General features: G+C 40.7%; 22 protein-coding genes and 2 pseudogenes. 5 read left to right on the forward strand and 19 right to left on the reverse strand.

Annotation, left to right across the window (positions count from 1 at the left end; all coding sequences use genetic code 11):
• From KDC22_RS24160 to KDC22_RS24180, 6 genes and pseudogenes are all read right to left on the reverse strand, one after another.
• Positions 1-1,740, reverse strand: coding sequence for a sensor histidine kinase (locus KDC22_RS24160; RefSeq protein WP_211720634.1), 1,740 nt, complete (start codon positions 1,738-1,740; stop codon positions 1-3).
• Between the two features lie 176 nt (positions 1,741-1,916).
• Positions 1,917-2,075 (reverse strand): annotated as a pseudogene (locus KDC22_RS24165) (family 43 glycosylhydrolase); the annotation flags it as partial.
• Between the two features lie 268 nt (positions 2,076-2,343).
• Complete coding sequence (locus KDC22_RS24170; protein WP_211720635.1) at positions 2,344-2,487, reverse strand: hypothetical protein; 144 nt, start codon at positions 2,485-2,487, stop codon at positions 2,344-2,346.
• 36 nt (positions 2,488-2,523) lie between these two features.
• Positions 2,524-2,958: a TetR/AcrR family transcriptional regulator gene (locus KDC22_RS24175; RefSeq protein WP_246553811.1), complete on the reverse strand. Its 435-nt coding sequence runs from the start codon at positions 2,956-2,958 to the stop codon at positions 2,524-2,526.
• A pseudogene (locus KDC22_RS33585) lies at positions 2,959-3,093 on the reverse strand (helix-turn-helix domain-containing protein); the annotation flags it as partial.
• A gap of 49 nt (positions 3,094-3,142) precedes the next feature.
• Entirely contained in the window at positions 3,143-3,760 is a 618-nt protein-coding gene (locus KDC22_RS24180) for a GNAT family N-acetyltransferase (RefSeq protein WP_211720637.1), read from the reverse strand.
• A 352-nt stretch (positions 3,761-4,112) separates the two neighbouring features.
• On the opposite strand from KDC22_RS24180, the gene KDC22_RS24185 reads away from it, so the two are divergent.
• Genes KDC22_RS24185 through KDC22_RS24195 form a run of 3 tightly spaced genes read left to right on the forward strand, consistent with a single transcriptional unit; the run spans position 4,113 to position 8,008 of the window.
• The gene (locus KDC22_RS24185) at positions 4,113-5,666 is read left to right on the forward strand and encodes a spore germination protein (protein ID WP_211724172.1); all 1,554 of its coding nucleotides are present in this window, start codon (positions 4,113-4,115) and stop codon (positions 5,664-5,666) included.
• An 18-nt stretch (positions 5,667-5,684) separates the two neighbouring features.
• Complete coding sequence (locus KDC22_RS24190; protein WP_211720638.1) at positions 5,685-6,899, forward strand: Ger(x)C family spore germination protein; 1,215 nt, start codon at positions 5,685-5,687, stop codon at positions 6,897-6,899.
• A gap of 20 nt (positions 6,900-6,919) precedes the next feature.
• Entirely contained in the window at positions 6,920-8,008 is a 1,089-nt protein-coding gene (locus KDC22_RS24195; protein ID WP_211720639.1) for a GerAB/ArcD/ProY family transporter, read from the forward strand.
• Between the two features lie 213 nt (positions 8,009-8,221).
• Here the strand turns inward: KDC22_RS24195 and KDC22_RS24200 are convergent, their stop codons facing one another.
• The 11 genes from KDC22_RS24200 to trxB all read right to left on the reverse strand — a co-directional run bounded on the left by KDC22_RS24200 (position 8,222) and on the right by trxB (position 17,525).
• The gene (locus KDC22_RS24200; RefSeq protein WP_425517074.1) at positions 8,222-8,653 is read right to left on the reverse strand and encodes a MarR family winged helix-turn-helix transcriptional regulator; all 432 of its coding nucleotides are present in this window, start codon (positions 8,651-8,653) and stop codon (positions 8,222-8,224) included.
• Between the two features lie 102 nt (positions 8,654-8,755).
• Complete coding sequence (lpdA, locus tag KDC22_RS24205; protein WP_211720641.1) at positions 8,756-10,441, reverse strand: dihydrolipoyl dehydrogenase; 1,686 nt, start codon at positions 10,439-10,441, stop codon at positions 8,756-8,758.
• A gap of 59 nt (positions 10,442-10,500) precedes the next feature.
• Positions 10,501-10,941 (reverse strand): OsmC family protein, encoded by a 441-nt coding sequence (locus KDC22_RS24210; RefSeq protein ID WP_189029837.1) that lies wholly within the window; start codon positions 10,939-10,941, stop codon positions 10,501-10,503.
• A gap of 147 nt (positions 10,942-11,088) precedes the next feature.
• Positions 11,089-12,279, reverse strand: a complete 1,191-nt coding sequence (locus tag KDC22_RS24215) for a MalY/PatB family protein (RefSeq protein ID WP_211720642.1) — start codon at positions 12,277-12,279, stop codon at positions 11,089-11,091.
• 284 nt (positions 12,280-12,563) lie between these two features.
• Positions 12,564-13,079 carry an OsmC family protein gene (locus tag KDC22_RS24220; protein ID WP_211720643.1) on the reverse strand — a complete coding sequence of 172 codons (516 nt, stop codon included), beginning with the start codon at positions 13,077-13,079 and terminating at the stop codon, positions 12,564-12,566.
• A 62-nt stretch (positions 13,080-13,141) separates the two neighbouring features.
• Positions 13,142-13,870, reverse strand: coding sequence for a DsbA family oxidoreductase (locus tag KDC22_RS24225; protein ID WP_211720644.1), 729 nt, complete (start codon positions 13,868-13,870; stop codon positions 13,142-13,144).
• Positions 13,871-13,894: 24 nt separating this feature from the next.
• The gene (locus KDC22_RS24230) at positions 13,895-14,554 is read right to left on the reverse strand and encodes a carboxymuconolactone decarboxylase family protein (protein WP_211720645.1); all 660 of its coding nucleotides are present in this window, start codon (positions 14,552-14,554) and stop codon (positions 13,895-13,897) included.
• A 32-nt stretch (positions 14,555-14,586) separates the two neighbouring features.
• Positions 14,587-15,636, reverse strand: coding sequence for an NADH:flavin oxidoreductase (locus KDC22_RS24235; RefSeq protein ID WP_211720646.1), 1,050 nt, complete (start codon positions 15,634-15,636; stop codon positions 14,587-14,589).
• A 59-nt stretch (positions 15,637-15,695) separates the two neighbouring features.
• Positions 15,696-16,022 carry a thioredoxin family protein gene (locus tag KDC22_RS24240; protein WP_211720647.1) on the reverse strand — a complete coding sequence of 109 codons (327 nt, stop codon included), beginning with the start codon at positions 16,020-16,022 and terminating at the stop codon, positions 15,696-15,698.
• A gap of 31 nt (positions 16,023-16,053) precedes the next feature.
• Positions 16,054-16,542, reverse strand: a complete 489-nt coding sequence (locus KDC22_RS24245; RefSeq protein WP_211720648.1) for an OsmC family protein — start codon at positions 16,540-16,542, stop codon at positions 16,054-16,056.
• 53 nt (positions 16,543-16,595) lie between these two features.
• Positions 16,596-17,525 (reverse strand): thioredoxin-disulfide reductase, encoded by a 930-nt coding sequence (gene trxB, locus KDC22_RS24250; RefSeq protein WP_211720649.1) that lies wholly within the window; start codon positions 17,523-17,525, stop codon positions 16,596-16,598.
• 383 nt (positions 17,526-17,908) lie between these two features.
• Here trxB and KDC22_RS24255 point away from each other — a divergent pair, with 383 nt between their 5' ends.
• Entirely contained in the window at positions 17,909-18,577 is a 669-nt protein-coding gene (locus tag KDC22_RS24255; RefSeq protein WP_211720650.1) for an ArsR/SmtB family transcription factor, read from the forward strand.
• Between the two features lie 109 nt (positions 18,578-18,686).
• Here the strand turns inward: KDC22_RS24255 and KDC22_RS24260 are convergent, their stop codons facing one another.
• On the reverse strand, positions 18,687-20,045 hold the full coding sequence (locus KDC22_RS24260) for a 6-phospho-beta-glucosidase (RefSeq protein ID WP_211720651.1): 1,359 nt from the start codon (positions 20,043-20,045) through the stop codon (positions 18,687-18,689).
• A gap of 162 nt (positions 20,046-20,207) precedes the next feature.
• On the opposite strand from KDC22_RS24260, the gene KDC22_RS24265 reads away from it, so the two are divergent.
• Positions 20,208-21,176: a LacI family DNA-binding transcriptional regulator gene (locus KDC22_RS24265; protein WP_211720652.1), complete on the forward strand. Its 969-nt coding sequence runs from the start codon at positions 20,208-20,210 to the stop codon at positions 21,174-21,176.
• 176 nt (positions 21,177-21,352) lie between these two features.
• Here the strand turns inward: KDC22_RS24265 and KDC22_RS24270 are convergent, their stop codons facing one another.
• The gene (locus tag KDC22_RS24270; protein ID WP_211724173.1) at positions 21,353-23,452 is read right to left on the reverse strand and encodes a serine hydrolase domain-containing protein; all 2,100 of its coding nucleotides are present in this window, start codon (positions 23,450-23,452) and stop codon (positions 21,353-21,355) included.
• Positions 23,453-23,608: the final 156 nt, after the last annotated feature.

Consider the following 23,608-nt stretch of genomic DNA (forward strand, 5'->3'; position numbering starts at 1 on the left):
CTAACCTTCTTCTGTATAAGGCAATTTGATTTCGATGACAGCTCCATTGGGATAACCATTGTAGCAAGTTATTGAAGCCGAATTTCCATAAAGAAATTTCAGTCTCTTGCGAACATTCCAGATCCCAATATGCTCTCCTTGGTCATCAATAATACGGTTACCAGAGTTAATCTCTGTCAGTACTTCTTCCGAAAACCCCTTGCCTGTGTCTCGGATTACAATTTCAATATATGGCTCCAAGCCATCCTCCCTTAAATCCAACTGGACGGAAAGGTGAATCGGCTCCTCCAAAGTAACACTGTGCTTAATAGAGTTTTCCAAAAAGGTTTGAATCAGAAGTGGTGGTACCGACAGCTTTTCTAAAAATTCAGGAACGCTGATAGTGCATGTTAAATGTTCAGGGAACCGCAGTTCTTGAATCCTGATATAATTTCGCACATGTTGAAGTTCTTCGTCCAAAGAAACAAAGGATAAATTGCTGCGGAACATAAATCGAAAATACCTGACCAGACATAAGGTCATTTCTTGAATAAGCTCATAGTTTTTCACCTGCGCCAGGTTATATAGAATGTTTAGGGAATTCAGAAAAAAGTGCGGATTAATCTGCAGTTGGAGATGCTGAAGCTCAGCCTTTTGTTTGTTCAACTGTTCTTCATAGACATTAATTTTCAAGGATTCAATCTCTGACATCATGGTATTAAAGGTTTGATTCACTAATATAAATTCATCTGAGGTTTGATAATCCTCAATACGTGTGTGAACGAGCCCTTTATTTATTCTTTTCATGACTATAATTAATCGTTTTAGAGGCATAAGCAAAATCCGAAAAAGAAATAACAGGCCTAAAGGCAATAACCCGATAGCTGCAAAGGATACAATTGTATTAACATTGGTTAGCCACGGGAGATTTTGCAGAATATGCTTATTAGGAATAATCGCCGCCAAACTGAAATCTCCCTTTTCTGAAGATTCTCCTACTACCAAAAGATTATTTTTTGTTCCTGAAACGTAATATTGCTGAAATCCCCTTGTAAGGTCGATATTCTCATCTTTTAAGGATCGGGTGCTACTCAGGGTTTTACCCTTTGAAGTTACAAGTATTACGCTTCCTTCGTCACCCAAATCGATCAACTGCATGGGTTGGAGTAATGTTCTGGTGTTTACCCAAGCACCAATATACAAATTCCCTGATCTTACTATCCGGAGAATATAATAGCTTTGATCAATCTTTTGGATAAACCAATTTTTATCCGCTGCTGCAGAAGAGTTGGTAAAACCATCTAAGTATTTCTTCAAAACCTCTTCAACCTTCATCTGCTCAGGATAGAGAACGACAGACTGAAAGGCATCAACTAAATCCTGCCGTACATAATTGTAAACAAAAAAGGCATCAACAGATTTATAAAAAACCATATTATTAGTCAGCGTAGTGGATAAGTTATATTTTGCCATCTGATAATCATCTTCCGAGTTGGGAAGATCTAGGGACTTGATGTCCCAATTGTTATTGGCCAAGCTCAGCACATTGCTTTCCGCTTCTTCCAGTTGCGAATCAATCTGGGCCATATATAAAGAAATCAAGTTCTTGTTAGAAATAGCAACTTGATTACGAACAACTGCAATACTGTAGTAATTATTATAAATAAGTAACGTAATTAGAGGTACCGTGATAAGAACTAGTCCGACGATCAGCTTAAGACGAATAGAATTCCAAGAGATTTTGGGAAAGCGTAATCCCATCAATATGCCCCCTTATTAATCTAAAAAGACTGCCATGAGCTTACTTGGGCAGTCCGGTACGATTTTATTATTATTTGTATCCCACGAGAATTTTGTCCTCTTAACGGTTCTAATCTTAGCATGATCAGGAAGTACTAGCTACCTTTTTGACGACTTTGAAGTATGCATTTTACGACACTTAATTCCTGCATTACGATACCTGCGAGCCGATTCTTGCCTTTTCGGAAATCCCACTGCATATTGAACAGCCACTTGTGGCCGTCCGTATCATGGAACAGAAAATGGTCGAATCCGCTAGAGTTCAGAAAAATCGGCTCGGACCACGGGCCTTGAATCATGCCTTCTTCCTGTTTGGCTTTAGCTTTACTACCTTATTTCAGTGCTGCCCTTTGCTGCTCTGATTAAATACCTGCTCCGTATATCCAACTTCTCATATACCTCTACATCGGTCAGTAGTGGTCGCATTATTTAACTATTCCAATTTGATAAATTCAGAAGATGCTGTAGAATAAAGCCACAATCAGCGATCTGAGGATTATTTCCTTTCAACAGGAAACGGATGCATAGTTTCAGACTTATCGAAGATTTTGAACTCTGTATCTGTTATTTCAATCCGCTCCATACTAAACTGCGCTCATACAGATTCTCTTGTTGCTGTTTATCATTGGAAAATGGCCCAGTCAGCTTTTTTGTAATTTTATTGAAATATTGCCCCGTCACACCTTCAAGGGCAGGATCTTTAGCCAATCTAAGGGAAGGCTGGGCTCCTTTATCCGGAGCCTTCTATTTAGGAAGGTCTGTTTTGATCAGGCCATATAAAACAATATCACTCATCGCCTTAATGCCCGACTCGAAGCTGACCTGATGGCCCGCAATAAACTCATAGTCCAGCAGTTTACTCAGTGTCTCATTCAGCATAAGCTTGAGAATCACTGTGTCCACCTTTTGCAGCTCGTCACGGTTCATTCCCTGCTCCACCAGTTCAATGACGCCATCCCAAATCGTATCCAGATGACGTTTGACCTTCTCGTGAAGCCGGGGATAATACCGCTGAAGGTCATCCATATGCCTTATAATCGTGCCAATCGAATAGGCATCGGGAATGTTCAGAAAATATAGTTTTAGTTTGTCATGAATCGGAATTTGTGTATTTCCCAAAATGTCCGTATCCGATTGGTTAATCTGCGAAAAGACAAAATCAATCGTTCTCTCTATCATTTCATCCTTGCTCGAAAAATAGGCATACACTGTGCGTTTACTCGTACCCAGTTCTCTCGCCAAGTCCTCCGTCGTAAAACGCGTGCCCTTGGCTCCGAAGCATTTTAAAATTTTTAAATAAACTATGTTGTCCATACCCTTGCCCGTCCACCCTTCCAGCCTTATAGCGTCTATATTTTAACACTCATGTAATGATACGAGGAAGGGGTTTTACCATACGGTACAAATAATACGGTTTTTTCTCAATGGAATCTGTTATCCGGTATCCTAACCGCTCATACAGCTTGATGGCCCGTATGTTCTCTTGCTTGACGGTCAAAGAGCATTTGCTGTAGTTGCTTAATCTGGCTTGTTCTTCAGCATAATGAATTAACTTCGAACCTACACCGTATCCCCGGCTTTCCGGCAATGCTGCCAATGCTCCGATATGGTATTCATCCACTCTTCCCTCATTTAAGCTAACCGTAGACCACAGCTCCTGCAAATGCAGCAGTGAATGCTTGATAAGATTCCATTTGCGCAGTTTGATTAGATCCCGGACAGTGGGACAGACCAGCTTATCCATCACAGATACCGGGTAACAGGAGATGATGCCTACCGTTCTGTTATCCAGTCTTGCCTCAAATGCATATTGATGGCTGAAACGGTTTTTTTCGAGTCCCCATAATTGTTGCAGCGTATGTTCAATTATTGCTTTATCTGTAGTTCCAATGAGCGGATAGGCCATATAATCCAGTGCCATCCCCATAAGTCCTCCGGATGCCGATTTGGGATTGCCGGGTATTATTGAAATATTATCCATAGAAAAAACTCCTCTCGCTACACATTGGTACTTATATAGTTTCCTTAGTACCAAAATAACTGAAGTCATGCTTCTTTGTCAAACAGCTGTTAAAAGGATTGAACAAAGGTATCGTATCCAGTTCAAACTTTTCTCACGTAAAATCATTTTCATGCCAAAGTTCATATTGTAGGAAGGACCAAATCTCGAAAAGGTGAATTGCCCACGCTATATCTTGACTAGTGCATTTTACGTTTTAAATAATCCGTTTCTTCATATACATCGGCTATTCTGTTGGGTGCACCATCTATCCAAAATGAGTAAAAAATGAAAATGGTGGCACATTATATGTACATTCAATATATAAAGGAGAATAAACTTGAATAAATCAAGTTCGAATTTGAATTCAAAAAAATTAAGTGGCGAACTTAACACCACCCTTGCCATTATAGACGAGCGTCTGGGAAGCAATTCGGACTTCATTTTACATAAGCTGACAGCAACAAAAGAAGGGGTATACCAAGCGGCTATCTGTTATATCGATGGACTCGTTGATCAACAGTTGGTTACTAAATTAATATCGGACATGAATCAGGTTTTTTGGGACGATAAAACATACACTTCAATGAAACCCAATTTATTCAAAGTCCAACTTTCTGCGCTAAGCATTTCCTCTGTTTACACAGAAGATGATCTGATTATGTCTATCCTCAATGGTTTTGCACTTGTTATTGTCCAAGGGGTAAATGAAGCGTTTGTTATACCAGTTAATGGCGGATTGAGACGTGCAGTAGAAGAACCTACTTCCCAGACGGTTATCCGAGGACCAAAGGAAGGTTTTACAGAAGACATTACAACCAATATTGCTCTTATTCGCCGCAAAATAAAGTCTCCAAACTTATGCGTCAAGTCCCAGGTCATAGGTCGGTACACTCAAACAAAAGTATCATTAATTTATATTGATGGCATTGCAAATCCGGAAGTGGTTAAAGAAATATCTTCACGCCTTAATTCTATAGACAGCGACAGTATACTGGAAAGTGGCTATATTGAGGAATTTATACAGGACGGCATTGCCTCCCCCTTTCCAACCATGCTTAATACAGAACGTCCAGATACAGTCGCAGGCGGATTACTGGAGGGGTTGGTGGCAGTTATAGTTGACGGCACTCCCTTTGTATTAATAGCTCCTGTAACCTTTTTTAGATTCTTGGTTTCCAGTGAAGATTATTACCAGCGATTTGACATTTCGTCATTTCTTAGAATTGTTCGTCTGGTTTCTTTTTTTATTGCCTTGCTTCTTCCTTCTCTTTTCATAGCAACCACAACGTTTCAACAGGAAATGCTTCCGACCACCTTGCTGATCACGCTCGCTGCCCAACGTGAGAGCACTCCGCTGCCCGCTCTTCTGGAAGCTTTTATTATGGAATTGACCTTTGAAATCATTCGTGAGGCAGGCGTTCGTATGCCCCGTGCCATCGGACCTGCTATCTCCATCGTTGGAGCTCTCGTTCTTGGCCAAGCTGCTGTTCAAGCCGGTCTTGTATCAGCCGCTATGGTTATCGTCGTTTCATTCACTGCCATTGCTAATTTTGTTCTCCCTGCAATCAATATGGCTGCAGCTATTCGCCTTCTCCGTTTTTTCTTGATGTTCTTTGCAGGAACCTTTGGTTTATATGGAATCCTTATCGGTACTGTACCTCTTTTGGTTCATTTGGTTTCCCTTGAATCGTTTGGAATACCTTACTTGGCGCCACTCTCACCATTTAATAAATCTAAATTGAAGGATCTGTTCATTCGTGTACCATGGTGGAAGATGAAAACGCGCCCGGTGATGAATGGTGACAAGAACCAAAAGAGACAGTCTGATAAGCAGAAAAGCTTCGCTCAAAGAGCGAAAGACCATCATAAGGACCCTTTGTCTTAGGAAGGTGAAAATAAATTTATGCGTAAAGCTCTGATTAGTGTGATGCTTTCACTAGCCGCGCTGATTTTATCCAGCTGCTGGAACCGGACAGAATTAAATGAACTAAGAATCACGACTGCAACAGGCGTGGATTACAAAGATGGAAAGTGGCTCGTCACATATCAGACGATTATCCCTTCATCTATGGCTTCTGGTACAGGAGGAACCTCGGGAGGCAGTTCGCAACCAGGCATCCACGTTTTCTCAGTGAGGGCGGATACATTTAATAAAGCAAGGAATTTAAGCAACCTGGAAACCTCCCGGCGTCTCTATGTTGCACATAACAAGGTCGTGGTAATCGGCAAAGAAGCGGCAGAGAAAGGAGTCCGTGAGCTTATAGATTTATATCTTCGGAGCACAGAAGCACGGGAAAACGTTTATATCCTAGTGACCGATGGCCAAGCGAATGAGCTACTGAAAAAAATGGTACCACCTGAAAAACTACCTGGAGCAAGTTACGGTGAGATTTTAGATATAGAAACCGATTTGGTTTCTATTTTCCCAAAGACAACTATTTACGATTTTGCATTACATTTATATTCAGATTCCAAAAGTATCGGAATCCCCGTCGCTACACTCTCTGGAGAAGAAACCACTCAAAATATAAAAGACCTTGAGTCTCTTGATGCGCTCAAGACAACGTCACCGCCTTTAAAAATCACCCTTTCCCGGTTAGGGATCTTTCAAAGAGATAAGTTAGTGGGTTGGCTCAATCAGAAAGAAAGTAAAGGGCTCTCCTGGCTATCCGATCAAATCAAAGGTACTGAAATCTCTTTTCCTTGTTCTGAACATGAAAAAAAGCTAAACTCCATTACCGTTACTTCATCGAAAACAAAATTAAAACCATTAAAATCAGATAATCATTACACCATGCTTGTAAAAATAAACGTAAGTGGAGTCTTAATGGAATCTGTCTGTAAAGAAGACTTATCAAAACCTGAGATCATTTCAGCCCTTCAAAAGATTATCGAAGAACAAATTGAGGAAGACATTAACGTTGCGTGGGACGCACTGCAACGTTTGGGTACCGATACGCCAGGTTTTGCAAATATTATTCATCGGAAATACCCTAAGGATTGGAAAGAAATTAATGATGATTGGGAGACAGAGTTCAAAAAAATGGAACTTAAAATACAAATCAAGGTCAACATCAAACGCCCGGGGCTTATTCAAAAATCGGTTAATGCCTCATAGTGTTAAAAGGAGCTGCATTTATGAGTAAAGATGCCCGTATATCTGAAATAGCCAGTACACTTGCTCTGTTTGAACTGGGGAGTACACCCTTGTTTTTATTGGGTGCAGAAGCAAAGCAGGATGCTTGGTTAGCTATGATTATTGCAGCAGCCGCTGGTTTTATTCTATTACTAGCCTATCTTTGGATTTATCGCTTAAGTCCAGAACGGGACTTGTTTGAGATAAGCCTGCATTATTTGGGCAAAATACCAGGTTGGATTGTAGCCTTCTCTTTTGTTGGTTACTTTACGTATGAATGTTCCCGCAATTTGCGCGATATCGGTGAGCTGTGTAGCATGACGCTACTCAATCAAACCCCCATGGTTATGATTTCACTGCTTGCGATAGGTGTAATCACGTTTGTGTCTAGCTATGGACCTAAAGTGTTTTTTCGTCTTTGCGTCATTTTTATATATCTATTAACGTTCGGTTATGCATTAATATTGATTTCCATTCCGATGACAGGACTGTTTCACCATGAATTTATGTTCCCTATACTGGAGAATGGTCTTAAGCCAGTTTGGGACTCTGCAATTCCGGAAATTGTTTCTTTTCCATTTGGACAAGTCGTCCTTTTTCTCGTGTTCTTTAAATATGCACCAAAAGGTAAGAAGCTTGGTAAAGGTATCATATCCACATACATCGTTGTATCACTAATGTTGACCATACTGAATCAGACGGTAATCCTGGTCTTGAATCCTGATGTTGCGGGTCTCACCACCTACCCGCTGCTTACCGTTGTTCAAATGATACATGCAGCCCAAATTGTCGAGCGAGCCGACGCGCTCTTTACACTCATTTTGTTTATTGGTTTAGGTGTGAAAATGTGCATCTTTTTTATAGGCTCTGCTATCGGGATGCAAAGACTCACTACAATTAGATATAAAATATGGCTAATCCCTTTGGCTCTAACTGTTTTTGTCCTCTCCTTTTTATCGCGGACCTATACAGAATTTATATGGGAAGGTCTACATTATGCAGTAGTCAGGGTATTTCCTATTTTCCAAGTTGCCCTCCCTGCTATACTGCTCATCACCATGTTGATCCGAAAAACAAAACATCAAAAATAATTAGGGGTCAGGCATCAGCTTGATTGCGAAAGAGTATTTTCTATTGAACATTATTTCAATGAAGAGCTAGGTGGTGTCTCCCCAGAAAGTCATAAAAAAAAGACTCTTTCGTCTTCAAAAACAAAAGGGTCTTTTTTTTGTTTTATTCTATAAATATCCATTCAAGGGCAATGTTTCAGATCGTCTAAACTGATGTCTTGTTTCGGGTTTTCGCTATTTTGTATTTTCAACCATAATACTCAACACATGCTTGAATGTCTCAAGATCGTCCTTGGAAATACCTGCGATTGTATCGTTTCTGAATTTTTCGGCAATTGGCACTAAATCGAGAACTACCTTTACGCCCTTTTCAGATAATTCTAACTGCTTTATTCGTTTATCTGAATTAGTAGCGGAGCGATATATTAGCCCATCGAATTCCAGCTTTTGAAGCAAACGGACCACACTCGGTTCTTTTATCGACATTTCTTCTGCTAGTTCTCGCTGGGTAATGGATTCATGAATGTGGATGTAATACATAGCGATCCATTGGCTCCTGGTGATGTGGTAGGGACGAAACTCTTTCTCCAATGCTTCTGCAAAGATTTTCCCACTACGGTTTGTGACAAAAGCAAGACAATCCTCTAGATTAAACAATAGACACACCAACCATTCCCAACAGTTTTATCTCCGTGTACTTCTCCTCTATTCGTTATATGATAGCAAACTTTTCACTTTTTGTGAATTGGTGTAGCTTATCCGGAAATTTCATGCTTGATGCAGCGCCCCAATGCTAAAGCCGAATGCAGCTTCATGAATCACTTCTCCCGTAGTCGGGTGAGCAAAAACGGTGTGCATGATTTGTTTCTCCGTCAGCTCATTGGCAATCGCAAGCGTTAAGCTGCTGATCAAGGAAGACGCATCAGGACCAATGATTGCCCCTCCAACTATTTTATGTGAGCGATTATCCTTAATCAATTTAATAAAACCTTCGGGTTCATTCATTGTTAACGCCTTACCATTGCTGGCAAAGGAAACCTTGCTCACACTGTAATCCATCCCTTGCTGTTTACATTCATCCTCTAATAGACCTACACTGGCTATTTCAGGTGAAGTGAAAATCACGTTCGGGATTGCCGTATAGTGCATGCCTCCCGATTCCCCTAATATCCCATCGATAGCTGTAGTACCTTGATGTGAAGCGACATGGGCAAGCTGCATAATATTTGTAACATCGCCTATCGCATAGATATGTTCGACGTTTGTACGCATGTGTTCGTTCACGGTAATGCCTCGTCCACGTTCATTGAGCTGAATTCCGGCTCGTTCAACCTCCAAGCCATCCAAGTTAGGCTCACGTCCAATAGCCACCAATACTTTCTCACTAACGAGCAGGTGCTCGCCTAGGGAATCCTCATAAGTTACAATCGCTTGTCCTTCGTCAGCACGCTGGACTTTGACTACCTTCGAGTTCGTATGGATATGGATCCCTGCTTGCTCCGCCGAATGTTTAATTTCTTCAGAAATGTCGCTGTCGACCATGGTCAACAGTCGGCTCATAAATTCAATTACATGCACTTCAACACCCAAATAACGATAGATGAAGGCAAACTCCATGCCAATGACACCCCCGCCGATAATCGTGATGCTCTTCGGCAGCTCGGTGCATGCAAGCGCATCAGTGCTGTTCATAACAAAAGGAAGGTCGATGCCAGGAATATTCACCTTGGAAATTTTGGAGCCCGTAGCGACGATGATTTCGTTCGCTGAAATATGGTAATGGTTCTGCCCCTTTACACTCACTTCATGTGCGGATAAGAAAGAAGCTTGCCCGCGGATAACCTCTATATCATTTTTCTCCATCAAGTAGTCAATCCCGGAAACTAATTTTCCCTTGATCTCATCTTTACGACGAATAATCTGCTTCATATCGACCTGGAGATCCGTTCCTGTGTGGATACCAAATAAAGATGATTGTTTGACATAGTGACAAACTTCAGAAGATTTAACCAGTGATTTGGTTGGAATACAACCTACATTTAAACATGTACCGCCCAATTCTTCCTTTTCAACTAATGTAACTTTAATCCCTTTTTTAGCGGCATAAATGGCGGCCACATACCCGCCTGGTCCTGCACCAATAATCAATAATTCAACTTTTTTAGCCATGGCTGGCTGATCCATGCCAGCAGGCTGCGCTTCAGATAATGCAACGGTGTCTTCTTCAACAGTTTCCAATGTAAACAAAACTTGGTTGGAGGAAATTTCTCCACCTTCTTCAAAAAGAATGTCGCTAATGGCCCCCGCTGCGGTCGCTGTAATTTCTCGACTGCCTTTTCCCGTCTCAACCTCGACGAGTACGTCTCCGATAGAAACCTTCTCCCCTAGCTGTACATTGATCGTTCCTGCCTTTCCCTTTTTTCCCCCAGGAATCATTGACATTTTAATTTCCATGATCTTCATGCTCCTTCATAACTAAAAAGCGTAAAGCCGCGCCGCTTTTAGCGAATAGTTTAGTGTCTGACTACACCTGATTGTACCAATTTAACCCCGTTCGCCAAGCAGTCTCCAACCGGGCAGGTCTTCTCAATGAATGCCGCAAAAGCTTCTGCTTTTTCCTGACTTTCGGTCGTTTTGAAGTGCATTACAAAACGAATTTCCTGGAAACCGCTTCTCACATCTGCCAGCCCCATGAACCCATCCGGGTCCAAATCCCCTTCAAGCTCAACGTACAACTCTTCATACGAAAAGCCATACCCATCTGCAAAAGCAGCAGCAACGATGGACTGACATGCTCCCAGCGCACACAGAAGTGCTTCGACTGGATTCATCCCTTTATCTGTTCCACCAAAGTCTTCGGGTTCATCCATCAAGATTTTAAAACCTCTAGATTGAGCCTCAACCTGCAAACCTCCTGGTAATTTTGTGGCAGTAGCTTTAAATGTAGTTAACATAATATAGCCTCCTTTTATATTGTGAAAAAAATAACTTACCACTCGTGAAAATAATAACAATCTTTTTACTCAAAGTCAATAGTTAGCTAAGTAAGTATAATTATAAATTGTAGTATGGATTATATTTGTCTAATTAATTAAGTTTCTCTACCGCAACACTTCACATATTCTCTTTAGCCCTTCTGTTAAAATCGCTCTCGGGCATGCAAGATTAAGACGAATATAACCATCTGAATTGGCCACAAACATACTGCCTCCTTCGAGTAATACTCCTGCATTAGCAGCAAAATATAAAGACATATTTTCCTCATTAGGAAGATATGCACTAATATCCACCCAAGCAAGATAAGTAGCCTCAGGGATACGGAATACAGCCTGATGTAAGTGTTTTTTCAGATATTGCTGGGTAAAAATAAAATTGTCATCCAAGTAAGTTTTTAATTGTCTCAGCCAATCATCACCGTGTTGATAAGCTGCCTGTGTTGCCGCAATACTCAGTGGGTTTTCCATGCTGTAATGACGAGCCTGCCACAACGCTCTGACTTCATCATTGGGAATAATTATATTTGAGAGCATCAATCCGGCCATATTAAAGGTCTTGCTTGGGGCTAAACATGTAATAATCTTATCTGAATTTGGAAATATTTTCGCCAAAGGTTCATGAACCATTCCATTCCTGAGCAAATCACAATGAATTTCATCTGAAATAATCCAAACGTCATTTTCAAGACAAATTTCACCAAACCTCATTAATTCTTCTGGTGCCCAAACACGTCCTGTTGGATTATGAGGATTACAAAAGATACATAAACTCACCTTTTCATCTCGCACTTTTAATTTTATATCTTTATAATCCATTGTATAGTAACCCTCTTTGTTTATTAAGTCGGAGGTCACTAATTTAAGATTATTAAAATCTACAGCGTGCTTGAAATACGCATAGGACGGCGTAACAATTAAAACCTTATCGTCTGGTTTGCAAATGTACTCAACCAACTCATATAAAGCGGGAATAATACCAGGTGAAGTTACCAACTGCTCTTTTGGGAAGCTCCAATCATAGTGACTTTGTGTCCAACCAACAACAGAAAGATAATAATCGGGATCAAATATTTTCGTATAGCCAAAAATACGTTTATCCAACCGATCTTTAACGGCTTGAATAATTTCAGGAGGAGTAGCAAATTCCATATCAGCCACCCACATACGAATGAACTCGTCATCTTTAAAAGGGAACGTTATGTCATTAGAAGCCTTGAAAATGTATTCTTTAAAGCCATCTGTACTCATAGCATTGGTATTTTTTCGATCAACGATTTCATCAAAGTTATACTTCATCTGTTTTCTCAGCTCCTATGGTTTACTAATTCATATCCTCTCCAAGAAAAGAATGTGAATCGGCTTCAACAAGACAGTCTATCGTTTGCTTAAATTTCAACCGCTGAATCTATGTAGAGTGTTAGGCAAAAGAGGCACCAGCCCCTGTGGTGTAGATATCCGCAATACTAAGCTACCGACATAGCCGATCAGAGTATGGTCCACTAATTCTAAAAAAGTAGACATTATGTGTTCCTCACATAATGTCTACGCTTCTAGCAAAACAAGCAAGCATTCAAGGTTTTTTAATTATTAAGCGTATACGTCGAAGTCACTTTAACGTTTCGTTCAATTGTATTTCTCACAGGTGATATTTCTATGGCTTTTGCAATCAACTTTTCAACCTGCGTTTCATCTGCGTCACTATCCACATTGAAACGAACGTTTATTTCATCAAAGCCAGAATTGCCCTCTTTTAAGCCAAAGAAAACGTTCAGATCTATTTCGCCAGTAACATCAACTTCCAAAGAATTTACTTTAATACCCATACCACTAGCAGTTGCAATGAATCCAACACTTACACAAGCGCCAAGCGCACTTAACAACAGCTCGACTGGATTAGGTCCTTTTCCAGTTCCGGATAGCCACTCTGGTTCATCAATGGGTACCGGCTTATAGTCCCCAACCTCGGCCTCCGAGTAAAACCCATCTTTCCATTTTACTGTAGAAGCGAAACTTGTAATCGCCTCATCAGGTTTTCCCTTATATTTCTCTGCTAAGCTTCCGAGCATATTCACATTTATACCGTTCATTTTCCCCATGTATAGGACTCCTCTATTTTACATTATTCATAGACCAATCTTAATTGAATCCTCGCTTGTCCTTATGACTTTTTAGGCGGGATCGCACACCCTTCATCAGTACATAGTCCTCCACTAGAGGTTTCATCAGAAAGAATTTCAAACTTAGGAGCCGGATGTTCTTCTTCCCAGACTTTCTCCAACACTTGAGAAAAAGATGCTATCGGCTGTGCCCCTGAAACTGCATACTTTTGGTTGAATATAAAGAACGGTACCCCGCTAATCCCAACTCGACGAGCTTCATCTTGATCATTTCGTACTTGATCTGCATAGAGCTCCTTATTTTTCAATACTCCAAGGGCATCTTTTCTGTCTAATCCAACCGCTTCTGCAATATCGGCCAGTGTATCATGATCTCCTACATCCTTTGATTCAGTGAAATGAGCAATAAGTAATTTTTCATTCAACGTTGTTTCTTTGCCATTCGTTTTTGACCATTTTAATAAACGATGAGCATCCAGTGTATTTGTGGGTTTAAGACTATCTAATTGAAAGTTTAATCCCACGTTCTTGGCTTGTTGAGTTAAGTGGCTAAGAAATTCTTTTGCTTGTTCTCTTCCGCCAAACTTAGGGATTAATTTTTCAACAAAACTTGTCCCATCATATGAAGAAGCTCCCGGATCAAGCTCAAAGCTTTTGTATTCAATACTTATTTCATCTCTATACGGTAATCCTTCTAAGGCTCGTTCCAGATTTTGTTTACCAATATAGCAGAATGGACATGCAATGTCAGACCATATTTCAATTTTCATATTTCTACCCCTTTTCAGTTCTCGTTATTCGTCAAATGCAACCAGTGCATTCACTCCATGAGCAAGTGCGGAACCAGCTTTCAAAGCAGTAGCTACCATAATCGACTCTGCCAGCTCTTCTTTGGTTGCTGTGGCTTTTTTGGCTGCTTTCGTATGAATATCAATACAATATGGACACCCAGTGGTATGGGCAACCGAAACCGCAATCAATTCTTTTTCCTTGCTACTGAGTATGCCGGCTTTCAACGCCTTCTGATCAAAAGAACCAAAGGCTTTAAATGCATCACCGCTTAATTGGGTAAACTCTCCCAGCCGGTTGATATAAGATGCACGGTATAGCTCGTCGTCTTCGGTTTCATCATATGCATTTAATGCATTAACGCCATGAGCCATCGCCGAACCCGCTTTGAGGGCGGTAGCAACCATAATCGATTCTGCCATTTCCTCTTTCGAAACACCATTTTTCTTAGCTTGTTTGACATGAGCCTCAATACAATAAGGGCATCCCGTGGTGTGGGCTATAGCAATTGCAATCAGTTCCTTGAATTTCGCTGTAAGCTTACCTTCGGCCAATGCTAGCTTTTCAAAGGATACAAACGCCTTAAATATTTCTGGAGAAAGTGAGTTAAATTCTCCAATACGTTTAAAACTCGATTTTTTAAATAGACTGTCCTGATGATACATATAAACCCCTCTATTCTATTAGAAATTTTAGTTTAATATAATATGCTCAGTGCCTCACGCGTAAACGGAAGTAAATCCTCTGTTCGTCCATCGCGGATTTTGTTTACCCAGTCAGGATCAGCCAATAATGCGCGTCCGACTGCGATCAAATCGAATTCTTCATGGTCTAATCTCTCGATTAAATCACCCATGTTGGCTTTGCCATTAGCCTCTTCCCCGGTAGCAAAGAAATCAACGAAATCAGCGCCCTCCAGTCCGACAGACCCAACAGTAATCGTTGGTTTCCCAGTCAGTTTTTTTATCCATCCTGAAAGATTCAACTCAGACCCTGCAAAAGCCGGTTCCCAAAAGCGACGAATAGAGGCATGAAAGATGTCAACGCCCGCATCAACTAATGGCGTTAAGAAACGTTTTAGTTGTTCTGGAGTTTCAACTAATTTTGCTGTATAGGCATCATATTTCCACTGTGAGATTCGTAGCACAATTGGAAATTCTGGTCCAACAGCACGTCGGCAAGCTGCGATGACCTCACTAGCAAAGCGTGTGCGAGCGACTAAGTCGTCACCGTATTCATCGGTACGCGTGTTTGTTTTTTCCCAGAAGAATTGATCAATTAAAAATCCGTGTGCCGCCATAAGCTCGATACCATCAAAACCAACTTTTTTAGCATTGGCTGCTGCCTGCTCGAAGGCTTCAATCAATTCTGTAATTTCTTGCTTAGAGTAATCATTGACGTTACCGCGTGCACCCATGTGCCATATTTGTGAGAAAATTTTACCACCGGCCTCATGGACACCATCTACCACTCTTGACCATCCGTTTAGCGCATCTTCCCCATATATGTGTGGTACGTTCTCTTGATCAGATACAACATCACGATGATTGATAAATGTACCCTCTGTTACAATAAGTCCGACACCATTTTCAGCTCTACGACGATAATACGCAGCAACATCCTCCCCCGGCACTCCATTTGGAGAAAAGTTCCGAGTCATTGGTGCCATCATAATACGGTTAGATAGTTTCAGATTTCCCATTTCGAATGGTTTAAAAAGAGCTTCAACTGACTGGGGAATATTCATAATAACCTCCTAAAAGTACATTGCCTGTTATTTCATGTAATCCTATTAACGATCTATGATCATACCTCAATAGCACTTTGCAGAAAATGTTCGATCTCTTCGCGTGATTTACGGAGCTTGTTGACATATCGAATAAGCTCTTTACCGTCGGCATAGGCTACAAAGCTTGGAATACCCATAATATTTTGTTCTTCACTCACAGTGCCTACTTTATCTACATCCACCTCAATGAGATCCAGATCATTCGCAAATTTTTCTTCAACTTCGGGCATGAATGGATCAATGAATTTGCAGTCAGGACACCAGTCTGCTTTAAAAACAGCAACTGTAATTTTTGGTGAAAGGATAGCTGTATCAAATTCTGATTTAGAGTTAATTTTTTTCATTTTATTATCTCCTTTTAATTAGGTGGTTTTTTTACCACTCCATTTGATTTTTTTCAATATAATCACTTGTCAGATCATCTCCAGCATCAATTGACACCTTACCCTCGGTACCTACAGGCACACCCGCTTTTACAAGTAGCTGACCAATGTGGCATTTTTTTTCAGCTTGTAGAAATAATGCTTCCACCACAGAAATATCTTTCTTTGATGCATTTGAGGATAAAACAACATGCGGACGATGTGTAATGCTCAGTTGATTTCCTTTAGCCATGTTCCCTTCAGTGTCCATAAAGAACCCGGCAACGGGCACCTTCTTGCGATCAAGCATGTACGCTAGCGTCAGAGCATAACAAGCAACGGCTGAGGATATCAGGAGCTGTTGAGGATCAGCACCCTCTCCACTTCCCCCTTTAGAAACAGGGATAGCAATTTGTGTTTGTAAATTGTCACTTTTTATGTGGCCAATTCCTTGCGCATTCTTGTACCAAACCATATTCATCTTGATTTTTTGATCTAGCACTATAATATGCTCCTTTTCCATATTATTAATTCGTCACTAAAAACCTTACGTTTTTAATTATTTTCCAAAGAATCAATAAATTTTTCGCTATCCATAGCTGCCATCGCTCCAGTTCCTGCTGCAGTAATAGCTTGACGATAGCGGGTATCCTGTACATCTCCGGAAGCAAACACACCTGGAATATTTGTCATTGTCGTGCCGGGTACTGTAACGATATAGCCGTTATCATCCGTCTCAATTTGACCATTTAAAAAGTCAGTATTTGGATGGTGACCGATGGCTACAAAAACACCATTTGCATGCAGCATTTCCTCTTCACCTGAAACATTATTCCGGACTTTCAATCCTGTCACTCCACGCTCTCCCGCAACAACCTCAAGAGGAGTCTTGCTTAAAGCCCACTCAATTTTAGGATTTGCACGAGCGCGATCTTGCATGATTTTTGAGGCCCTCAGTTCTTCTCGACGGTGCACCAAGGTAACTTTTGAAGCAAAACGCGTTAAAAAGCTCGCCTCTTCCAAAGCAGTATCGCCTCCACCCACTACGATGAGTTCCTTATTTCTAAAGAAAAATCCATCACAAGTGGCACAAGTACTAACACCCCGGCCTACATTTTCTGCTTCGCCTGGTATGCCCAAATATTTCGCACTGGCACCGGTTGAAATGATCAGAGTTTCAGTAATGATTTCTCCTTTTCCATCGACTTCCAACCTAAATGGTCTTTTGTCCAAATCCACTGTCTTTACCCATCCATTATGAAATACAGCCCCAAAACGTTCCGCTTGTTTACGCATATTATCCATTAATTCAGGACCCATGATTCCATTGGGGAATCCGGGATAATTTTCAATTTCAGTTGTTGTTGTGAGCTGCCCTCCTGGTTCAAGTCCTTCAATGACAAGTGGCTTCATATTTGCACGGGCAAGGTAGATCGCAGCGGTCAATCCTGCTGGACCCGTTCCGACAATTACAGATTTATACATATTCTATCCCTCCCAATTTATTAGTTTACAGCTGCTTATGAAGAATAAATTTAATATTCAATTGATTAATTGAATTATAACATTGGAATCTCTGTTCGTCAACTGGTGGGGAGAAAATGATTACAAATGATATGCATTGCATAAAGGCTTGTCAGAGCCCCATCGGCACTGACAACTATGATTTTTCTTATCATTTTCCAAAATAGGGTATTCCCATGAAAATTATCGAATTTATTTTCTTTTGACTTGACTATCCTCGGGATGTTTATGTTAAAATTCTAATAATCAATTGAATCACCTATGCTCGATTACATGATGAATTACCTATTGCCTCGCTTTGGGGATTGATATCTTTAATACGAAAAGAAAAGAGGTTGACAATAATGGAAGAAGAGCTGAACTCTGCGAAAATTTTCAAGGAAGATCTATATAAACAATTGGCTAGAATCGGAAAATGTTTGTCCAGTGATAAGCGACTTGAGATCTTGAATGTCCTATCCAATGGTTCTAGAACCGTAGAAAAAATAGCTACCTGCACAGACATGAATGTTGCGAATGTATCCCGCCATCTTCAAGTTCTGCTCGATGCTAAGTTGGTTAAATTCTCGAAAAAAGGAACATACGTGATCTATTCTTTGGCCGATCCTGAAATCATCGAATTTCTTTCCTCTTTATGGCGGATCAGTGAAAAACAGCTTCCTGACATTAGCAGACTGAAAGATGATTTCCTAAACAATCTTGATGACGTTCATACGCTTACGATGGATGAGGTTAGGGAGAAGCTTAATAATGATTCAATAATTTTGGTGGATTTACGTCCTAAAGAAGAGTATGAAATGGATCATATTGCAGGAGCAATTTCGATACCAATGGAAGAGTTAGAGATATTCATAAGAGATATACCGAAAAATACAGAAATCATCGCATATTGCAGAGGTCCATTGTGTGTCTATTCAGCTCTGGCCACTCAAAAACTACAATCTGAAGGATTTACAGCTTTTCGGATGGAAGAGGGCTTAAATGAGTGGCAAGAACATTTTCAAATTCATTAAGCTGACTTCTTAGAACAGACGAAGAACAATTAATTCTATTCTTTTATTCATAACTAAAGGACTTCAAGGCCATATAATTGGTCTCTGAAGTCCTTTTTAGTAGAAAAATTTAAATCGAATGTGTACTTCTTAGAATACTATCTTCTTTCCGGTGAAACTGCGGTAAATACTGTTTATGAGCCTCAAGTAATTCATCCAACAACGCTTTAGCCGAGTCACCGCTTTGAACCAGTGGATTAGACGTAAATGCTTGCAGAGCCGTTGCGTAGTTCCCCGTAACAGCGGCTTCAATCGTTAATTCCTCCATGGACTTCATTAATTGTAATAAACCGCGTTGTGCAGGAGGGAAAGAACCAAAGTGAATTGGCTCAGCACCATGGGAGGTGATCACACTGGTTATTTCAATGGCACTTTCAACTGGCAGATCATTGATCGCTCCCTTATTGCGTGTACTTACAACCATCTGAGTTCCTTTATTGTTATAAATGGAGTTAATGATCTCACAGGCAGCATCACTATAATAGGCGCCGCCTCGTTTTGCAAGTTCTTCTGGCTTATGATCCAAATTTGGATCTTTGTAAAGTTCGAACAGACTCTCCTCTAGGCGCTTCACTACTTGTCCACGAGTCCCTTCTCCCTTCGCTTCTTCAAGTTCCTCTTGAATCATCGCATCTGTCATGTAATAGTACCGGTGATATGGGCATGGTAGCATGTCTAATTGGACAAGCTGTTCATGCAGGAATCGCATGTTTTTAATATTTTCAACGATTTTCTCTGTTTTCGCATCAGGACCATACAGTTTATCAATCGCTTGACGAGTAAGATCTTGGCCGTTGTGTCCATAAATCTTATGCCAGTGCAGATGATTAATCCCTGCGAATTTAAAAAATAATTCATTTTCATTCTTCTCGAGCACTGCAGATTCATTTTTCACAGCCACAATGGGGACATTACACAGTCCAATGACTTTCTCCCACATTCCATAACGAAGAACTGCTTCAGTGACCATCCCTGCAGGATTCGTGAAGTTAATCAGCCATGCATTTGGACAAAGCAATTTCATATCCTCAACGATCTCTAGAATAACTGGAATGGTCCGAAATGCTTTTAGCATACCCCCAGCTCCATTCGTTTCCTGTCCAATTAGTCCGTATTTATTGGGTATCGTCTCATCTTTGATCCGAGCATCCATGAATCCAACACGCAACTGAGTCGTTACAAAATCTGCACCCTTCAAAGCTTTCTGTCGATCAAGTGTCAAATGAATATCACAATCAATCCCTGCTGCCTTTATCATACGTTGAGCCATAGCGCCGACAATCTCAAGTTTTTCCCTGCCTTCTTCAATGTCGACTAGCCATAACTCTTTGACCGGGAGTTCATGATATCGTTTGATAAATCCTTCCACCAATTCCGGAGTATAGCTTGAACCTCCACCAATCGTTACAATTTTCAGACCTTTTTTCATTCTGATTTCCTCCCAAAAATGAATTTATAAACTATATTTGCACTGTAATTTATGTAATGCATTACATGTCAAGTATAAAAAATTCGTGCTAGGATTATCTTCCTTTTCTGCTTTGTAGAGCTTCGAAAACATGATATGCTTTCTTGTAAGAGGTGGTTAGAAGTGGCGAATATTCAAGAGATTGCTCGTTTAGCGGGGGTATCCACAGCAACTGTATCACGAGTAATGAATAAAAATGGCTACGTCAGTGATGTAACCAGACAAAAAGTTTTAGGAATTATCGAGGAACTTGATTATGTCCCCAATGCAAATGCGATCTCTCTAAAAAAAGGTGAAACTCGCCAAATTGGAATAATAACGGTCTCTTTTAGTCCCATTATTATTAATTTTGTTCGTGCATTCACTCTTTTTGCTGAGAAAAACGGATTTAACATCACACTTTTTATCACGAATGGAGAACCTAAAAAGGAGCTTATCGCTCTAGAAATGCTAAAACGGAAGCAATTAGATGCTATCGTGTGTTTGATACGGTCTAATGAATGGGATGTTATCGAATCCTATGCCCGGTATGGCCCTATTGTGGTATGGCAACGTCTTCAAAACGAGAATCTTCCATCTGTCTTTATGGAACAATTCCATGCCTATTGGACAGGCCTTGAATATCTTTATTCCAAAGGTTACCGAAAAATACTCAGCATATATCCAATGTCCAAAGGGCTGAATACAAAGGAACGTATTCGTGCCCATTCAGAATTTGCTATAAAGCACAATCTTATGGCCTATTCTTTTCCTCATTTCGAAGATAAAACTTTAGTACGTGATGGGGAGGAGCTTGCTAGATGGTGGGAGTCGCAGGAAGTCCGGCCTGATGCTATTTTTTGTGCCAATGATGAAGTGGCAGCTGGCCTCATGACAGCCCTGCGTCGCTTGGGATTTTCTATTCCGGGAGATTTGGGAATTATTGGATTCGATAATACAGAGGTGGCTCACTTGCTCGATTTGACAACGATTGACTACCCTATCGATCAGCAAGCTGAGAATGCATTTATAATTTTGCAAAACAAGTTGAACAACACCAAAAACAAGCTAAACCCTTTAACATACAGGTTAGTTGAGCGGAACTCGACGTAACGCAGTATCTTTACTGGCTACTTTGTTACTGGTGCTGTCTTACGTAGTTTCCTGTAATCTCAATAAAAAAAGAACACCTCATCCAATTCCATGGACGACGTGTCTTTTTTCGGTGGTACTCATTGATCTTTTATTTTAATTCATTCATAAATCGCCTGAAATTTTGAGAATTCAAATTAGTTTGCCCTTTTTAATGAAATTTCAAATCGGGAGCCAGCCTCACCTGCAAATACAATGCGGCCGTTTTCTGGCAAGACAACCTCATTCTTACCGCTGACCACGGTGTGATTAATACAAATTCCCGTCTGGTCATATACAGCAAAGGCACCATGTGCAGGCATTTTCACTGTCATGACTTTTCCTTTTGCAGTAGCTGGTACCGAAAACCATTTGGCATATCCATCTGCTTGAATGGTTGTCACGGATTGTTTACCAGAATAGATTGGTTTCACCAGTTCCTCACTGGCGTATACATAACCAGAGGCTTTAAGATACTCTCCTCCATTCTTTTTAGAGAAATGAATATCCATCGTATCCCGTCCGGCAGTACCAGGAATTTGCAATAGATTGGCTGCTTCGTTTGCTCCAATGATCTTATTGTTGGACATATACCCTGGATTCTCTTTATTCAGATGAATAGGTAGGATTGATGAAGCATTGAGATAGACCATGGATGTATATTTTTCATTCACCAGGTAATATTTTTTACCATCACGTTTTTTCCATGAGGCGTCAATCTCCTTGGATAATTCATTGGCTTCAAGCTTCTCCGCTTTATATTCTGAGAAAGCCAGCTGTCCGAGTTCTGGTATGGATATATAAGATTGGGACCATAGGTAAGTATGCCCATTTTTCTCCATAACGAATTTCAACTTTTCTGTACCATCGTCATTAACAAAAGTACCATCTGCTGTATAGGTGTATTCTTGAGCCGGATTACTAGGAGCTGTAGGTGTGGATACAGTCATTTGCCCAGCCGTATTCATTTTGATCTTCATAACCGAATTATTGCCGCCATACTTCCCTTCATACTTGGATATTCCTTTGGGCATTTCTGCATTCACGGGTACGCCAAATGATTTTTCTGGCTTCCGTTCTGTAATAATGTCATTTTCCTCAAGTGCGCTGAGTAATAATTCATTCGCAATGAAATGATTGGTTAAGCTTGACCCGCCTGAAGAGATAACTGCTGCAGCCATGTTGTATTCCGGAAGCACCACTAATGAAGACTGATAAGATAACGTATCTCCCCCCTTCATAACTGCCTTAATGCCGTACTCGTTGAATGGGAACAAGTTCACAGTATCCCACCCTAACCCGTAAGACATGAGCGTATCGCTATCCTCTGGCCACATGCCTTCTTTATACTCTTCTTGCGCCATGGCTTCTACAGACTTACTGGATAGAATGCCATTGATCTCTCCCGTGAAGATTCTTGAGAATTTGACCAAATCTTCAGCGGTGGAATAAAGACCTCCAGTACCGATAATATTATAATTCTCTTTTGGAAGTTGTCCCTCATAAAAAGGGGAATAGATGCCCGCCATTTCTGCCGGGTCAAGCACATCCTGTGGTGTTTTGGTATGCTTCATATCCAAAGGTTCCGTAAAAAATTTGTGTATAAATGCGGTATAACCGATGCCGCTAACTCTTTCGACCAGAATCTCGGCTAACGTAAAACCATCGTTGCTGTAGACTGAGTATGCGCCGGGATCTGCCTTCAGGTTTTGATTCGCCAATTGCTCCATAAACGTATCATGTGAATACGTGTCATTATCTCCGTACAATGTGGCATTGCTGGTTGAGGTGCCCAAAAGACCGGAGGAATGATTCAGCAACATACGGGCTGTAATCTGTTTGTATCGGTTATCTTTCATTTTGAAGTCAGAGATATAGTTCACAACAGGCAGATCCAAATCGATCTTGCCTTCATCAACCAGCTTCATTACAGCGGCAGTAAGCATCATTTTACTGGTTGAACCGATGCCATAGATCGTGTTTGAAGTAAGAGGTACCTTGTCGTTTATATCGTTCTTGCCCGTTTGACCGGATACCACAATCTCTCCACCATTGATGAGCGCATATTGCAGACTCGTCGTGCCGTACGTCTCGGTCAGTAATTTGGCTTTTTCGATCACGGTTTTCTTCGTTGTTTCATAAGAAAGGTTGCTGTTGTTATTCGTGGCAGCCGGTGTGGCCATTGCAGACATTGGAGCAATTATAGTCAGCATGAAAGTCATAGCAGTTAAAGTATTTCTTTTTCTTGCTGTCCTCATACTCATCTTCATTTTTGTTACCTCTCTTGGTTTCACTCTTGCATCTACTCCTGTCTTCATCATTGTGTTAGGCCACCTTAACATAGGCGCTAAAGACAGTATAACCAACCAAGATGTCCCCCTAATGACTGCAACATGAACGGAGGATGAACAGGC

The sequence above is a fragment of the Paenibacillus tritici genome (genome assembly GCF_018207515.1).
In the GTDB taxonomy this organism is placed as follows: Bacteria; Bacillota; Bacilli; order Paenibacillales; family Paenibacillaceae; genus Paenibacillus_AQ; species Paenibacillus_AQ tritici.

Bases quoted from the DNA above. Each gene is read 5' to 3' on its own strand.
- KDC22_RS24175 (WP_246553811.1), bottom strand. From the start codon at position 2,958: ATGATAGAGAGAACGATTGATTTTGTCTTTTCGCAGATTAACCAATCG.
- KDC22_RS24220 (WP_211720643.1), bottom strand. From the start codon at position 13,079: ATGGGGAAAATGAACGGTATAAATGTGAATATGCTCGGAAGCTTAGCA.
- KDC22_RS24255 (WP_211720650.1), top strand. From the start codon at position 17,909: ATGGAAGAAGAGCTGAACTCTGCGAAAATTTTCAAGGAAGATCTATAT.
- KDC22_RS24195 (WP_211720639.1), top strand. From the start codon at position 6,920: ATGAGTAAAGATGCCCGTATATCTGAAATAGCCAGTACACTTGCTCTG.
- KDC22_RS24180 (WP_211720637.1), bottom strand. From the start codon at position 3,760: ATGGATAATATTTCAATAATACCCGGCAATCCCAAATCGGCATCCGGA.
- KDC22_RS24230 (WP_211720645.1), bottom strand. From the start codon at position 14,554: ATGTATCATCAGGACAGTCTATTTAAAAAATCGAGTTTTAAACGTATT.
- KDC22_RS24235 (WP_211720646.1), bottom strand. From the start codon at position 15,636: ATGAATATTCCCCAGTCAGTTGAAGCTCTTTTTAAACCATTCGAAATG.
- KDC22_RS24240 (WP_211720647.1), bottom strand. From the start codon at position 16,022: ATGAAAAAAATTAACTCTAAATCAGAATTTGATACAGCTATCCTTTCA.
- KDC22_RS24210 (WP_189029837.1), bottom strand. From the start codon at position 10,941: ATGTTAACTACATTTAAAGCTACTGCCACAAAATTACCAGGAGGTTTG.
- KDC22_RS24225 (WP_211720644.1), bottom strand. From the start codon at position 13,870: ATGAAAATTGAAATATGGTCTGACATTGCATGTCCATTCTGCTATATT.
- KDC22_RS24190 (WP_211720638.1), top strand. From the start codon at position 5,685: ATGCGTAAAGCTCTGATTAGTGTGATGCTTTCACTAGCCGCGCTGATT.
- trxB (WP_211720649.1), bottom strand. From the start codon at position 17,525: ATGTATAAATCTGTAATTGTCGGAACGGGTCCAGCAGGATTGACCGCT.
- KDC22_RS24160 (WP_211720634.1), bottom strand. From the start codon at position 1,740: ATGGGATTACGCTTTCCCAAAATCTCTTGGAATTCTATTCGTCTTAAG.
- KDC22_RS24215 (WP_211720642.1), bottom strand. From the start codon at position 12,279: ATGAAGTATAACTTTGATGAAATCGTTGATCGAAAAAATACCAATGCT.
- lpdA (WP_211720641.1), bottom strand. From the start codon at position 10,441: ATGGAAATTAAAATGTCAATGATTCCTGGGGGAAAAAAGGGAAAGGCA.
- KDC22_RS24260 (WP_211720651.1), bottom strand. From the start codon at position 20,045: ATGAAAAAAGGTCTGAAAATTGTAACGATTGGTGGAGGTTCAAGCTAT.
- KDC22_RS24270 (WP_211724173.1), bottom strand. From the start codon at position 23,452: ATGAGGACAGCAAGAAAAAGAAATACTTTAACTGCTATGACTTTCATG.